Source organism: Paenibacillus mesotrionivorans (genome assembly GCF_046098205.1).
Classification (GTDB): domain Bacteria; phylum Bacillota; class Bacilli; order Paenibacillales; family NBRC-103111; genus Paenibacillus_AR; species Paenibacillus_AR mesotrionivorans.
Genome location: NZ_JBJURJ010000011.1, coordinates 1 through 14,429, shown reverse-complemented (window position 1 = coordinate 14,429; position 14,429 = coordinate 1). Strand labels below are relative to the sequence as shown.

The 14,429-nt window shown below is 55.6% G+C and carries 13 protein-coding genes; 12 read left to right on the top strand and 1 reads right to left on the bottom strand.

Annotation, left to right across the window (positions count from 1 at the left end):
• Positions 1 to 18: 18 nt before the first annotated feature.
• Positions 19 to 1,203: an S-layer homology domain-containing protein gene (locus ACI1P1_RS16900; protein WP_416217603.1), complete on the bottom strand. Its 1,185-nt coding sequence runs from the start codon at positions 1,201 to 1,203 to the stop codon at positions 19 to 21.
• Positions 1,204 to 1,353: 150 nt separating this feature from the next.
• Here ACI1P1_RS16900 and ACI1P1_RS16895 point away from each other — a divergent pair, with 150 nt between their 5' ends.
• From ACI1P1_RS16895 to ACI1P1_RS16840, 12 genes are all read left to right on the top strand, one after another.
• Entirely contained in the window at positions 1,354 to 2,334 is a 981-nt protein-coding gene (locus ACI1P1_RS16895; protein ID WP_416217602.1) for a phosphotransferase enzyme family protein, read from the top strand.
• 154 nt (positions 2,335 to 2,488) lie between these two features.
• Positions 2,489 to 3,211, top strand: coding sequence for an Ig-like domain-containing protein (locus ACI1P1_RS16890; protein WP_416217601.1), 723 nt, complete (start codon positions 2,489 to 2,491; stop codon positions 3,209 to 3,211).
• 192 nt (positions 3,212 to 3,403) lie between these two features.
• The gene (locus ACI1P1_RS16885) at positions 3,404 to 4,048 is read left to right on the top strand and encodes a PspA/IM30 family protein (protein WP_416217600.1); all 645 of its coding nucleotides are present in this window, start codon (positions 3,404 to 3,406) and stop codon (positions 4,046 to 4,048) included.
• A gap of 64 nt (positions 4,049 to 4,112) precedes the next feature.
• Positions 4,113 to 5,153 carry a TFIIB-type zinc ribbon-containing protein gene (locus ACI1P1_RS16880; protein ID WP_416217599.1) on the top strand — a complete coding sequence of 347 codons (1,041 nt, stop codon included), beginning with the start codon at positions 4,113 to 4,115 and terminating at the stop codon, positions 5,151 to 5,153.
• Positions 5,147 to 5,953: a TPM domain-containing protein gene (locus ACI1P1_RS16875; RefSeq protein WP_416217598.1), complete on the top strand. Its 807-nt coding sequence runs from the start codon at positions 5,147 to 5,149 to the stop codon at positions 5,951 to 5,953. Before ACI1P1_RS16880 ends, ACI1P1_RS16875 begins: the two co-directional genes overlap by 7 nt.
• 64 nt (positions 5,954 to 6,017) lie before the next feature.
• Positions 6,018 to 7,004: an SPFH domain-containing protein gene (locus ACI1P1_RS16870; RefSeq protein ID WP_416217597.1), complete on the top strand. Its 987-nt coding sequence runs from the start codon at positions 6,018 to 6,020 to the stop codon at positions 7,002 to 7,004.
• 180 nt (positions 7,005 to 7,184) lie between these two features.
• Positions 7,185 to 8,798: a spore germination protein gene (locus tag ACI1P1_RS16865; RefSeq protein WP_416217789.1), complete on the top strand. Its 1,614-nt coding sequence runs from the start codon at positions 7,185 to 7,187 to the stop codon at positions 8,796 to 8,798.
• 40 nt (positions 8,799 to 8,838) lie between these two features.
• A complete protein-coding gene (locus tag ACI1P1_RS16860) occupies positions 8,839 to 9,942 on the top strand; it encodes a GerAB/ArcD/ProY family transporter (protein WP_416217596.1) in 1,104 nt (367 codons plus the stop codon).
• Entirely contained in the window at positions 9,935 to 11,131 is a 1,197-nt protein-coding gene (locus tag ACI1P1_RS16855; protein WP_416217595.1) for a Ger(x)C family spore germination protein, read from the top strand. Before ACI1P1_RS16860 ends, ACI1P1_RS16855 begins: the two co-directional genes overlap by 8 nt.
• A 219-nt stretch (positions 11,132 to 11,350) precedes the next feature.
• Positions 11,351 to 12,613, top strand: a complete 1,263-nt coding sequence (locus tag ACI1P1_RS16850; protein ID WP_416217594.1) for an MDR family MFS transporter — start codon at positions 11,351 to 11,353, stop codon at positions 12,611 to 12,613.
• Positions 12,614 to 12,833: 220 nt separating this feature from the next.
• Positions 12,834 to 13,772, top strand: a complete 939-nt coding sequence (locus ACI1P1_RS16845; RefSeq protein ID WP_416217593.1) for a macrolide 2'-phosphotransferase — start codon at positions 12,834 to 12,836, stop codon at positions 13,770 to 13,772.
• 220 nt (positions 13,773 to 13,992) lie between these two features.
• Positions 13,993 to 14,429 (top strand): MarR family winged helix-turn-helix transcriptional regulator (locus ACI1P1_RS16840; protein ID WP_416217592.1); only part of this gene is annotated, 437 nt, incomplete at its 3' end.

Here is a 14,429-nt window from a genome sequence, read left to right as displayed (position 1 = left end):
GCGCTCCTTTGTTTTCATTTATTCCTCAGGCTCGTGGTACTCAGGGTCCGATACATAGATCATAACTTCATTGTCCCCATCCTCGGTTAGCTGCTCCGGATGACGGGCTTCGCCTCTGACATGGAATGAATCTGCGCCGGACACATCCAAAATGACCTTGCCCGACCCGTTTACCAGCTGCTCATGGCTGTATTTGACGGTATGGCCGTTAATGGTGACGTATACGTCCAGAATCTGCCGCGACTCAATTCGGAGTGCAGTCTTGGTCAGGCGTGTTCCCGGGTTGTGGGCCCAGGAGGGGGATTCACTCAGCACAATCGTCTCTTCGGGAAGCGAGTAGTACAGGTTGGTCCCGAAGCCGGTGGAGCTTCCGGGAGTCAGGTACGACCCGGATATGTATTCTTCCGGCTCTACGTAAGCGTAATCCTCTCCAGCCGCCTTAGCCATACGGTTCAGGATGGTGACCATTTCGGCCCGGGTAACTGGAGCCTGCGGCCGGAACAGCCCGGCTTCATCTGCGGTCATAATGCCTAACCGGGTGAAACGGTACAGCGCCTCAGCCTTTACATAATCGAAGTCTCCGGCCCAACCTAGCCCATAAGCGGGGTCGTTCACCAGAAGCAGCTCCGGCACCAGAGAGGAGTAGCGGGGATTGCTCGTTTCATATTCATCGTACGAAGCAAATTGGCGCTGGGGGATATCCTTGATCCGGCCCAGCTCCTTGGCGATATCGGCTGCCGTAACGGATTCAGGGCCGTCCATGCCGCTGAACAGGGCGTCCAGAACGATCAGCACATCCCACCGGGACATTTGTTTTTCCGGCTGGTAGCTGTAGGTGTAGTCGTCACTCTGCACATCAGCTGCATACTCGGGGTAAATGGTGCTGTACAGCTCGGCAAACTCCTTAAATGCCCAATGGTTCTCCGGCACGCCGGGAATGGTTTCGGGTTTGGGGTTGCGGAGCAGGGGAAACAGGCGGTACACCATCACGGTAAACTGGGCTTTGGTGACCGGCTGGCCCGGCTGAAAGGAGCCGTCGGGAAATCCCGTAAGAATGCCTTTACGGTTCATTTCGTCAATGGAGGGTTTGGCCCAGGTGTACTGGGGGTTGGCATCCACGTCGGAAAACCCGGCCAAAGCAGGTGACATCCAGGCAGCCGACAAAAGGGCGAAGGCGGTAAAGGTTAACAGAAGCTTTTTCAAGATCGCAAACTCCTTTTTGTATGATGTCTGGAGATTCGACAAAAAGGCAGCCAATTCGTCAGGTTCCAGCAGAGCTAGTGTAGCAGATAAGTAGAGGTCGTGCATTGAAAAAATTGGAAACGACTAGCAAATTTCCGGGAGGGTTTGAGCATGAGTGATGCATTGGAATTATCCGCGCGGCAGTTTCTGTCCTTTTATCCAGTCCGGGTGCAAACCGTAGAACTGGTGGGGCAAAGCGCCAATACGGTGTTCAAGGTAACGGATATGGAGCAGAAAAGGTACAGCCTTCGGCTTCATCATTCCAAAAGTGAAGGTTTGGAGGGCTGCTGGACGGATCTGCCCGCTCTCCGTTCGGAAATGATGTGGCTGGATGCATTATCTGCTGAGGCGGGGCTGGTTGTCCCGATACCGGTGAAGAATGGGGACGGAGAATGGGTCACGGTGGCAGAGGGGCTGGCCGGTACTTTGCTGGAATGGGTGGAGGGGGAACAAAAGCCTTTTATACCCCATGCAGATGATGCAGGACGGATCGGCAGAATGCTGGGATTGCTTCACCGGTATGCGTCCGGATGGATGCCGCCGGAGTCGTTTGTGAGGCCGGCTTTTGTCGGGGAGCGTATTGGGCAAGCCCTGACGAAGCTGGAAGGGCTGGCTGAAGCCGGGCAAGTCGCAGCGGAAGATGCTGTGGTGCTGCAGGCGGCAGGACAGCGGGCTGTTGCCATGATGGATACGCTGGGCAGGACACCCGATCATTGGGGTTTGATTCATGGGGATGCGATTCCCTGCAACCTGCTGTTTGCTGCGGGGGGATGCCGCTTGATTGATTTTGGGGCATGCGGGTTCGGGTATTACCTGTTTGATCTGGGATGGACCTGCCCCTACATCCATCCTTCCTTCAGGAAGCAGCTGCTGGAGGAGTACGCTGCTGAGTTTTGGCTGCCGGAGGGGCATGTCGAGCTGCTGGAGGGTTTCTTCGTGGCGGCGCAGCTGGAGACCATGAACTTTTGGCTGGGGTTGCCGGACCACGGCGAATGGCTGCCTGGTCATTTGGCGAGGCTGGCGGCCAGGGAGTTTGCCCGTTATGCGGCGGGGGAGCCGTTTCTATACGGCGGCACGCCGTATTGGGAATGAAGAGGCGGGGCCAATTATGATTGTTTTAAATTTGTTGAAAATCCCATAGTTTAATAATTTTTGGTATAAATAGTATTCAACTGTTTACAACTCCCTGGGAATATATGATAATGAATTTAATTTAATGATTCATATTAATAGGGAGTGAATGCAGATGAGCTACGGGAAAAACGGGAATGTTATGCGGCTGGCCTACGGAATGTTGATGGTGTTGGTGCTTGTATTGGGTACAGGTTTTCAAACAGGTGTCTCCTCTGCCGCTCCAGCCCAACAAAACAACACCACCAATACTGCTCCACATGCACAGTGGGATGACTTCGACACAAATTCCAATGGTGCTCTTGTGGTTCCGGGACCGGGTGTGCTTGCAAACGATTGGGACGCCGATGGGGATACACTGACAGCAGAATTGGTGACTGGGCCAAACTATGGTGTGCTCAACCTGTCACCTGATGGCGGATTTACATATTATTGTTATACGGCAAACATTTATTCGGACAGCTTCAGCTACAGGGTTTTTGACGGCACGCAATATTCCGACCCGGTTATGGTCACCATCTACTCTCACTACCAAGCGGAGCCCTACATCAGCTATATAAGCGACCAGTATATAAGCGTAAATGAAACTGCAGGCCCATTGGAATTTTATATCAGTGATCCCGGCGGCTCCCCCTACTTTATGAATGTTTATGCCAGCTCAGATGACCCGTATTTGGTCCAAGAGAGCAACATCATTATCAGTGGCGATGGGCCTTTCCGGACAGTGACCGTGATCCCTGAGTCCGGGCAATGGGGCACAGTGCTGATTACCCTAATCACTTACGGCTCCACTGGTCTTTCTGCCTCAACCAGCTTCTATGTTAATGTGTCTCCATAAAATGGAATAATTGCGATCGGATATTTATAAAATCCTCAAATATCCAGATATATTAGCCGGCCGGAGAGGGCGTACATACGCGCCCCGGCTGGTTTTTTGCAGTTTTTGAATCCTTTCTGCCTAATTCGAAGTATTATGAAGTATGATAAAACGAGAGGCGCTTGTCTTTCGGCCATTGTGAGGAGGGGTACCATGGGAATATTGTCCAGATTCAAAACGATTATGGCCAGCAATGTGAATGCCGTGCTGGATAAAGCGGAGGACCCGGAAACAACCGTGGAGGAGCTGATGCGTGGGCTGCGGCTGGATATAGGCACGGTCCGCGCGGAAGCGGCTGCCTTGCAGGCGGAGGAGCAGCGCGCCAAGCGGGCCTTGGAGGAATGCCGGGCGGAGATCCGTAAGCTGGCTGCTTATGCGGAGAAATCCCACGAGATGGGCAACACGGCGGATGCCGGGTTGTTTCAGGATAAACGGGACGCCCTGCTCCCCAAGGAAACGGAGCTGGAGGCACGTTACACGGAAGCGGCCGGGCAAGCAGCCCGTCTGAAGGAGCTGGAGGAGAAGCTGTCGTCGGACATCGGCCGTCTGGAGGCGCGCCAGGCGGAGCTGAAGGAGCGGATGGCCGCCGCCAAGGCGCTGCAGAAGCTGAATGCCCTGGATACCCCCGGGCATGGGGGAATATCCGCCATTCAGGCCGCGGAGGATAAGTTCAACAGCGCCTATTACGAAGCCAAGGCGTTGGCGGAGCTCCGGGAAACCCCGAAGGAGAAGCTGGAACGGGAGCTGGCTGAATTGGACAAAACCTCCCGGAGGGCTGAAGGAGAAGAGAAATCCTGAGCAGCAGCCGGATAACCCCCGGAAGCGACGGACGTACAGCGAATTTGCAAGGTGAGGTGAAGCGATGCAGGTTATAGATTTCAAATGCGGCAATTGCGGCAGCAGCATGGTCTTTGACAGCGGCAAAACCGCCTTGGCCTGTCCCAGCTGCGGCCGGACGGATTCCATCGAAGGGCTGCCGGACCCAGTGGAGGACCTGAAGCCACCGGGCTCCGCCCAGCAGCCCAGCCAGGAATACCATTGCGCCAGCTGCGGCGGCGTTATCGAGACGGATGGGGAAACCACAGCAACCCTGTGCAGCTTCTGCGGCGCAAGCGCCATCCTGGGGGACAGGCTGACGGGCGAGCTCCGTCCGGCCCAGGTGCTGCCTTTTGCCATCGGAAAGGATGAGGCGGTGCGGGCCTTCAAGAAGTGGTGCCGCAACGGCCGTCTGACACCCAAGGGCTTCATGACGGCGGACCGGATCAAGAGCATTACCGGCACCTATGTGCCGTTTTGGCTGTACGCCCTCAACAACCAGATTGAGGCGCGGGCCCAAGCCACCAAGGTAAGAACCTATGTGCAGGGCGATTACCGGATTACGGAAACCCAGCATTTCAGCGTATACCGGCGAATCCGGCTGAATTACAGCCGTGTTCCCCTGGATGCCTCGGAGAAAATGAGCGACCAGCTGATGGACCGGCTGGAGCCGTTTCCCTACCATCAGATCAAAGACTTCAAAACGCCATACCTGGCGGGGTACAAGGCGGACAAATACAGCTACACCGGGGAAGAAATGCTGCCGCGGGTGAAGGAGAAAATTCGGCCTTATGTGGAAGCCTACATTCAGTCAGCCATGGCGGGTTACACCACGGTCAGCTACACCCAGAAGGATGTGGATACCCGGATGGCCCAAGCGGATTATGTGCTGATTCCCGTGTGGGTGGTCCATTACGATTACGACAAGCTGGAGCATACCTTTGCCATGAACGGGCAAACCGGCAAGGTGGTGGGCAAACCGCCCATCAGCTACGGCAAGGTGGCGGCTTGGTTCGCGGGGGTCTCGGGTGTAACCTTCCTCTCTCTCAAGCTCATTGCCCTTTTGATGGGAGGCGGTTTATGGTGATCGGACTGCGCATACGGATTATGCCGGTTATGCTCCTGCTGCTTCTCCTGGGAACGCTCCTCGTACCTGCAGGTCACGCGGCTTTTGCAGCGGCGGAGAAACGTTACATTTATGACGAGGCGGATTTGTTAACCCCCGCGGACGAGGCTGCCCTGACGGAGCTGGCCATTCGCTACGGAGCCAACCGGCAGACGGACTTCCTGATCTACACCTCAAAAAATACGGCCAACGCCGACATTGTACAGATGACCGAGGATTTCTATGACAGCAAGGCCCCCGGCTACGACAAGCCCCATGGTAACGCGGCGATTCTCACCATGGACATGCGCAACCGCGAGGTGTATCTGGCCGGCTTCTACAAGGGCGAGGATTATCTGGACAATGCGCGGATGGACAAAATCCGCAACAAGCTCACCCCTTACCTGAGCGCCGGGGATTACCGCAAGGCCTTCGAGGTGTATCTGGATACGGCCAACCGGTACATGGGCTACAAGCCGGGTGTGAATCCGGATAATATTCTGTTCCAGCTGTGGTTTCAACTGGCGGTTTCTCTGGGACTGGGTGCTATCGTCGTTGGCACCATGGCCTATCATTCCGGCGGGCGGGTTACCGTTGGCCGGGAGACATACGAGGACGCTGCATCGTCGGGGATTCTCGACCGCCAGGACCAGTACATCCGCACTACCGTCACCCGAACCAAAATCCCCAAGAACACCGGAGGCGGTGGAGGAGGGGGCGGAGGAGGCGGAGGAGTCAGCCGGGGAGGCCATTCCCACAGCGGCAGCAGAGGATCGTTTTAACACTTGGAATAACAGAATTCTGAAACGCAGCTTACCTATCTTGCATTGAAGGAGTGGTTCAGATATGTCATTTTTCCGCGGCCAGTTTGCCAATGTGGTGGAGTGGGAGGAATTCCGGGAGGATATGATCTTCTGGAAATGGAGCAACAAGGAGATCAAAAAAGGCAGCAAGCTGATCATTCGCCCCGGCCAGGACGCGATTTTCTTCCACAATGGCAAGATCGAAGGGATCTTCCAGAACGAGGGCGAGTACAATATTGAGTCGCAGATTATTCCCTTCCTGTCCACCCTGAAGGGGTTCAAATTCGGCTTCAACAGCGGCATGCGGGTGGAGGTGCTGTTCGTCAACACCAAGGAGTTCACCGTGCGTTGGGGCACCCAGAATCCGGTGCTGCTGCCTGCCCCCAATCTCCCCGGCGGTATGCCCGTCCGCGCCAACGGAACCTTCAACTTTAAGGTGAACGACTATGTGGCGCTGATAGACCGGATTGCCGGCGTGAAGGACAGCTATCTGGTGGAGGAGGTCAAGCTGCGGATCACCTCCGTGCTGGATCAGCTGTTGATGAAGTGGATCAGCAAGGAAGGTAAGGATATGTTCAATCTCCAGGCCAACGCCTTCGACATTGCCCGCGGCATCCGGGAGGATCTGGATATGCAGGTGCTGAGCACGGGCCTGACCATCACCGGCTTCCAGGTGATGAGCTTCAATTATCCGCAGCAGATTCAGGATATGATCAACAAAACCGCCTCCCACGAAATGATCGGCAACGTGGGCAAGTACCAGCAGATTTCCATGACCGACGGCATGGCCTCCGGCAATGTGAAGGGCGGCGGCGCCGCGGCGGATATGGCGGGAATGATGATGGGCATGAACATCGCCAAGGACATGATGAAAAACATGGAATCCCAGAGCCCGCAGCAGGGCAGCTCCGGACAAGGAACAGCCCAGGAAACCCAGGGTGAGGGGAAAAAGCCCAACTTCTGTCCCAATTGCGGGGCGAAAAACGAAGGCGCCAATTTTTGTCCCCAATGCGGCCAAAAGCTGGGATAATAAAACACGGCGCGTATAACCAGCCGCTTCAAATAATCGAAACACGCTCTTTCCCATCAGGGAAAGGGCGTTTTTGCTTTCTGAATTTTTCCCGTCTTTTGACTAAAATCAAGCAAACCTTGGAAAACTTCAAACAGTCATTCCAAGCGTCCAAGGGGGAGGGTGTCTGACGTGTCGTCCATCATCGCTTATATTCCGGAGTGGACTGTGCTCGGGCAGGCGCTCATTGCCTTTCTGGTCCCTGTCCTTGCCTATGGCTTGTCCCAAAAAATATATGCCTTCACCCGGACTGGGGGCGGGGAGGAGACCTCCCGGAAGCACAAACCTCCTGTCCCTGCCGCCACCCCGTTCCACGGAGATTATGAAGCGGACCTGCAATTCATTCGGACGGCCATCGGCGGCAACAGCGATCTGCGCAGCCGGGAATTTCCGATGGAGAAGATCAATGCCAGGGGGACATTATTCTTTGTAGACGGCATGCAAAGCGACCGGCTGCTTAATATGAAGATTATGGAGTTTCTGATGTTTGAGGCTACAGCAGAGTCGTTGGCGGCGCCCCCCAGTCCCGATGCCATGTTTCCCTTCCGAAGCCTCACTCATGCTCCCGATCTGGAAAGCTTCGGCAGATCCGTTCTTTTTGGCCACCCGGGGCTGCTCATTGAAGGGTTTCCCGGCGGTCTGCTCATCGAATGTCCGGATGGGGCCAACCGTGCCATCATGGAGCCGGTATCGGAAGCCCTGCTGCGCGGGCCCCGGCTGGGCTTCTCCGAGGTGCTGAGCGAGAATACGTCCATGCTGCGGCGCCAGGGCTTCAGCGATCAATTGGAAATGAAGTCCCGACGGGTGGGTACGCGGCTGCAGAAGGATCTGGTCCTTGCTTACTTTAAGGATATAGTCAATCCGGAGTTGCTGCAGGAGGTCGAGGCGCGGATCAGCCGCATGGAAATCGATTTTGCGGTGGAGTCGGGCAGCGTGGAGCAACTGATTGAGGATAACGGGTTCAGCCTGTTCCAGCAGGCACAGAATACGGAACGGCCGGACAGAGTCATCAGCGCCTTGCTGGAGGGGCGGGTTGCCATTCTCCTGGATGGAACACCCTTCGCCTTGATTGTCCCGGCTACCTTCAGTATGCTGCTGCAGTCGCCGGAGGATTATTACGAACGCTGGCTGCCGGCCTCCCTGCTTCGGATGCTGCGGTTTTTGGCCGCTTTCCTGGCGCTTATGGCCCCATCTCTGTACATCTCCTTTATTTCCTTTCATCCGGGCCTCATTCCCACCGAGCTGGCCATATCCATCATTGAGACGCGCCAGGGGGTTCCCTTCCCCTCCCTGATCGAGGTGATGATCCTGGAGATCTCCATCGAAATCCTGCGGGAGGCCGGCATCCGCCTGCCTAAGCCCATCGGTCCGGCCATGGGCATCGTCGGCGGTCTGATTATCGGCGACGCCGCCGTTCAGGCGGGGATTGTCAGCCCTTTTCTGGTGATTGTGGTTGCCGTAACCGCCATCTCCTCCTTCTCCATTCCGACCTACAGCGCCGGCATTACCCTCCGGGCCCTCCGCTTTTTGGGGATGCTGTTCGCCGCTTTCCTGGGTATGTTCGGCACCATTCTGTTCTTTCTGCTGCTGTGCAGCCATCTGACCAAGCTGAAGAGCTTCGGTGTTCCCTATCTCTCGCCGGTTTCCCCCTACAGGCTGCGGGACTGGAAGGATCTGTTCCTGCGTGCGCCGCTGTCCCTGATGAAGCAGCGGCCGGCGATGCTAAAGACCAAGAACAGCAGGCGACGGTCCTAGGTGTGTCTGAAACTAATCCCTGTTGGAAGGAGGGCTAATCTTGTTCACCCGCACCGATGATAAAATCACCACCTCCCAGGCAGCGGTTTTCCTGACTAATACTGTGCTTGGCGCCGGGATTCTGACCATGCCCCGCAGCCTCACCCAAGCAGCCCAGACTCCGGATGTCTGGTTGACCATTCTGTTGGGCGGCGCCATCATCATGCTGGTCATTCTGCTGATGGTGAAGCTCTGCCAGCGGTTTCCCGGACAGACCGTCTTCCAATTCGCAGGGACCATCGCCGGCAGAGTTCCGGGAGGAGCGCTGTGCCTGTTATTAATCGTCTATTTCCTTGTGATCGCCGGTTTCGAAATCCGTTCCCTGGCAGAGGTTACGCTGTTTTTCCTGCTGGAGGGGACTCCGATGTGGGCGGTGGTGATTCCGTTTATTTGGATGGGGACCTATCTGGTCTGCGGCGGCATCAATTCCATCGCCAGGGTTTATCAGGTGGTTTTGCCAATTACAATCCTGGTCCTGCTGGTTTCCTATGCCGTCAGCCTGCGCCTGTTCGACATCAACCATCTCCGTCCGGTGCTGGGAAACGGTATTCCGCCGGTGATGCGCAGCTTAAAGTCATCCATTCTCGTATACTCCGGCTGTGAGGTGGTGATGACGCTGGTGGCCTTTATGCAGTATCCCCGTCATGCGGTGAAGGCCATGCTGGGCGGTATCGCCATTCCCGTGGGGCTGTATCTCCTGACCGTCATTATGGTGATCGGCGGATTATCTGTGGATTGTGTCATCACCAGCACCTGGCCCACCTTTGATCTTATCCGCAGCTTTGAGGTGACCGGTTTTTTTGTGGAGCGGCTGGAGTTTCCGCTTATGGTGGTATGGCTGATGCAGATGTTCTGCAACTTTTGCAGCTTTTTTTTCCAGGCCTCCTTGGGGGTTTCCCAAGTTTTCCGGATTTCCGTCCGTCCCGTTATCTTCGGCCTTGTTCCGGTTATCTTCATTGCCACCATGATGCCCAAAAGCCTTCAGGATGTGTTCGCTCTTGGGGATATCATCGGATATGCAGGAGCTGTGCTGTTCTTCCTGCTGCCGGTGCCTCTTTTGATCCTTGCCCTCATCCGCCGCAAAGGAGGGAAGCAGCATGCCTGACCGGAGGAAGCTTCTGATCCTGTGCGCAGTCTTTATGCTTTTGCTGTCAGGCTGCTGGAGCAGCAGGGAAATCGAGGATCTGGCGCTGTATGCGGGCTTGGCCCTGGACAGCGGGCAGCCGGCTCCTGTGGAGAAGGGTTTCGAGGCCAAAGGCGCCCATTATGCCAAACGCAATAAGATTATGGCTACCATCCAGGTGGTCCCCACCAAGTCCGTGGGCACGAAGGATAAGAAGGAGCATGAAACCCAGATGCCCTACACCAATGTGTCGGGAAGCGGAGACTCCCTTCTGGAAATCTTCCGGCAGTTCTCCATCCGCCTGGACCGCCCGGTTATCGGGCACCATCTGAAGGTGATCATCATTTCCGCCGATCTGTTAAGGAAACAGAACATCAGACAGCTGTTGGATTTTACGCTGCGGGATAATGATATCCGTCCCAGCACGATGGTGTATGTCAGTGAAGGTCCGGCCAAGGATACTCTGGTTTCCTCCCAGGCGAATGAGGTTCCGGCCTTCCACATCCGGGGAATGCTCCGCAATCAGTCGAGAACCAGCAAGGTGCTGCCGCAGGTGACGTTATCCAGATTGGATGGATGGACCCATGCCAAAAAAAGCTTTGTGCTGCAAAATCTGGTCACCGCAAACGGGGAAACCGAGCTGTCCGGGGGCGGCATCATCAAAGGCTCCACCGGGCATTGGATCGGCGCCTTGAGCCAGGAGGATACGCAATGCCTGGTTTGGCTGAGAGGGGACGGCAAGGCGGGGGTCATCAAAACAGAGGATGAAAACAAGGAGCCGCTGACCTATGAAATCAAATCGGTAAAAAGCAAAATCGTTCCCGTTATAAAAGGGGACCATATCGCCTTCCGGGTGGAGCTTGCCACCGAAGGGCGGCTTATGGAAACCTGGAGCGAGGAAGCCACCCCTTCCACGGAGGAGTTTGCTGAAGAAATGAGCGGACTTCTGGAAAAAAGGCTGGAGCAGATGATGAAAACACTGATGCGGAGGCTTCAGACTGAATATAAGGCGGATGTGGCGGGATTTGGCGACAAGCTTGCTGTTGAGCAGCCTGCCGCCTGGAAAAGACTGAAGGAGAATTGGGACGGAGTTTTCAGCACTGCGGAAATTACCTTTCAGTACAAAGTGAAAATTACGGACTTCGGGTCTTTTACGGAAGAGGATTCTTGAGCATTAAAAAAGACGCTCCAGGTGAGCGTCTTGGCTGTTTTAATGGAACAAATGTTCGTTTCATATAACATTTTAAGTGGAGGGGCCTTATTTCGGCTTCCATATTATGAGTATAAATTATCTTGAAATATAAGTCTATATCTTTACCGGAAAATCCTCTATAGTTGGGTTTGCCTGGCCGGGTAAACTTGAACAGATGCGTAAAAGAGAGGGTTTTCGATGGGGAAACGTGTATGGGATTGGGATCATAATTTGAAGGTCCGGTTAGCCGGCGAAGCCTTGTACAATATGCTGTTTTGGATGTACTTTCCGTTTATCACCGTGTATTTCAGCGAAGCCTTGGGTAGCGGCACGGCAGGGATCATGATGTCCCTTCCTCCGGTTTTCAGCATGTTCGGAAGCCTCCTGGGAGGGATGCTCACAGACCGATGGGGACGCCGTCCCGTGATGCTCCTGGGCGCTTCGGTGCAAACCGTCATGTTTGCCTGTTTTGCTGTATCGCCATCCCCTTGGATGGATTATGCGGCCTTTATCGGTCTGGGATTGGGAGGAGCCGTCTACCGGCCGGCCAGCTCGGCGATGGTGGCGGATCTTGTCCCGGCGGAGCAGCTGCGCCAGGTATTCGCCACCTTCATGACTGCGAATAATGTGGGCGCGGTGCTGGGGCCGGCTCTGGGGTCCTTCCTCTTCTTCCATTACCGGCAGGAGCTGCTGTGGACCTGCACGCTGGTGCTGCTTCTGTATCTGCTGGCGATTTACTTCATGGTGAAGGAGACCATGCCTCATGCGGCGGAGGGGCCCAAGGAACCGGCAGCCATCTCCCGCAAGGTTCTGGAGCAGTGGAGAGGGTACGGCTTTATTTTCCGGGACAAAATATTCCTGGTTTATCTGATGGCGGGAATTTTTGCGCTGGTGCCCATTATGCAGCTGGATTTGTATCTGCCTGTTTACGTCATTCATCATGTGCCTGCCCAGACCCTGTTGGCTTGGAACGGTGCCTCCCTTACATTGTCCGGGACGGATATTTTCGGGTGGCTGGTTGGCTTCAACGGCCTTTTGTTCGTCTTGTTCATCCTTCCGGTGACCCGCTGGTTCGCCAAGTGGAGGGAGCGGAATGTGTTCATTCTATCCTCGCTTCTGTCCGGCTTCGGCACCTTCTTCGTCGGTTTGCACACCAACATCTGGTACCTGTTTGCGGTTACGGTCATTTTCACCTTCGGGGAGATGGTCCGGTCTCCTGCCGCTCAGAGCTTCATCAGCCGTTATGCGCCTGCGCATGCCCGCGGCCAATATCTGGGGGCCGACAGTCTGCAGAATACCGTCGGCAAATTCCTTGCTCCCATGACGGTTGTACTGTCCGGGTGGCTGCCGCCGCTGGCCATATTTACGGTTATCCTGGGCTTCGCCCTGGTCAGCATCGGGCTGTACTTCCAACTGTTCCGTTTGTACGGGGAAAAGCAAGCTGCAGTTGCTGGCGCTTGAGGTCTGCTGGCCCGATGGCGTATACTGAAACTGGGTTTATGACCCGAATTTTTGTTGCGGAGGGTTGTGCACATGGTCATCCATTACATTCGGCTGCGGTAAGAAATGCTAAAGAGCATGATGAGCCTTAGGCTTGCCTGTTATTTTTGAAAAATCATCCGGGTAGGTTTATTTGGTTATGCACTTTAAGTATCTTACGAATGAATGAGGAGGATCATCCATGAACGAGAAAAAGCGTACGATGGAAGAGATTTTGGAGCAAGCCCGTATTCACGGGATTGATATAGAGCCTGCTACAGCCAGGCTGAACGAATCGGGGCTGGATTTCCTGGCGGTGTTCGCCGACGCGGCGGATGGGGTGCGCTGGGTGCTCCGGCAGCCGCGGCGTTCCGATGTGATTGAATCCGCCGCCTATGAGCGGAAGGCGCTGGAGCTGGTTTCCCGGCATCTGCCGGTGGAGGTGCCGGATTGGCGTGTGCATACGCAGGAGCTTATCGCGTACCCCATGCTGGGAGGCGAGCCTGCGGCAACCATCAACCCCGAGCTGAAGCAGTACGATTGGGTGCTGGACCCGGCGCAGCTGCCGGAGATATTCAAGCAATCGCTGGCGGAGACGCTGGCCGCTCTGCACCGCATCCCGGAAGAGGAGGCGGTGCAGGCAGGCCTCCGGGTACGCAGCCCTGCCGGGGTCCGGCAGCTCCTGAGGGAGCGGATGGACGAGGTGAAAGCCGCCTTCGGCGTATCCCGAACGCTCTGGGAGCGGTGGGAGAAGTGGCTTGCCGACGGCAGCCTCTGGCCGGAGCATTCCGCTCTTGTTCACGGGGATCTGCATCCCGGACATATCCTGGTGGATTCTGAGGGCAGAGTAACCGGACTGCTGGACTGGACAGAGGGGGAATATGCCGATCCTGCTGCAGATTTCGTGACCTATTACATGCTGTTCGGAGACGAGGGGCTCGCTGAGCTTCTTTCCCGGTACGAACAGGCTGGAGGACGGGTATGGCCCCGGATGGCGGAGCATATCAAGGAAACCGCGGCTGCCTATCCGATTCTCATCGCCATCTTCGCGATGAAGTCCGGATTGGAGGAATATAAGCTCATGGCCTGTGGGGCCTTGGGTGTGAACGAGAACGGCGAGGAGCTTACGGACGGAGTCTAACCGTCCTGCTTCAAGAGCATAATAGAAGAACAGCCCGGTGCGAAAGACGTGCCGGGCTGTTCTGCTTAGGTCATGTTTGCAAACACGACCGGGGGGCTGCAAATGCGCCATTAACTTTTTTGACAACCAGAATGGGATGATATATGATTGACTAAGTCAATGATTGACCATGTCAAATAAACATCCGCAGGATCAGCCTGCGGAGCAAGGGAGGGATAGCTTGACCTGCTTCGGGGAACCGTCCATCTTGGACCAGCTACACCACCTATACAGCCAGATGAACACTGCAATGGGCCATTGTACGGGAGTCAGCCCCTCCCGGCTGCGGCTGCTGCAGCAGCTGTACCATCATGAAGAGATCAGCCAGACGGCTCTCCAGAAGGAGCTGCAGATCGACAGCGCCGCCATTACCCGGCAGTTGAAGCAGCTGGAGGCGGAGGGCATTATCACGCGGCGGACCAATCCGGAGGACAACCGGATTACGCTGGTCCAGCTATCCGAGCTGGGCCGCAAGAGAATTATCCATCACCTGGAGGAGAAGGTCCGGTTTCTGGATTACATGCTCCAGGGCTTCAACCAAGAGGAACAGCAGCAGCTTGCCGGGATGATTGCCCGTTTGCAAGCCAACATTCAATTATATAAAGGAGAGGAAACCCA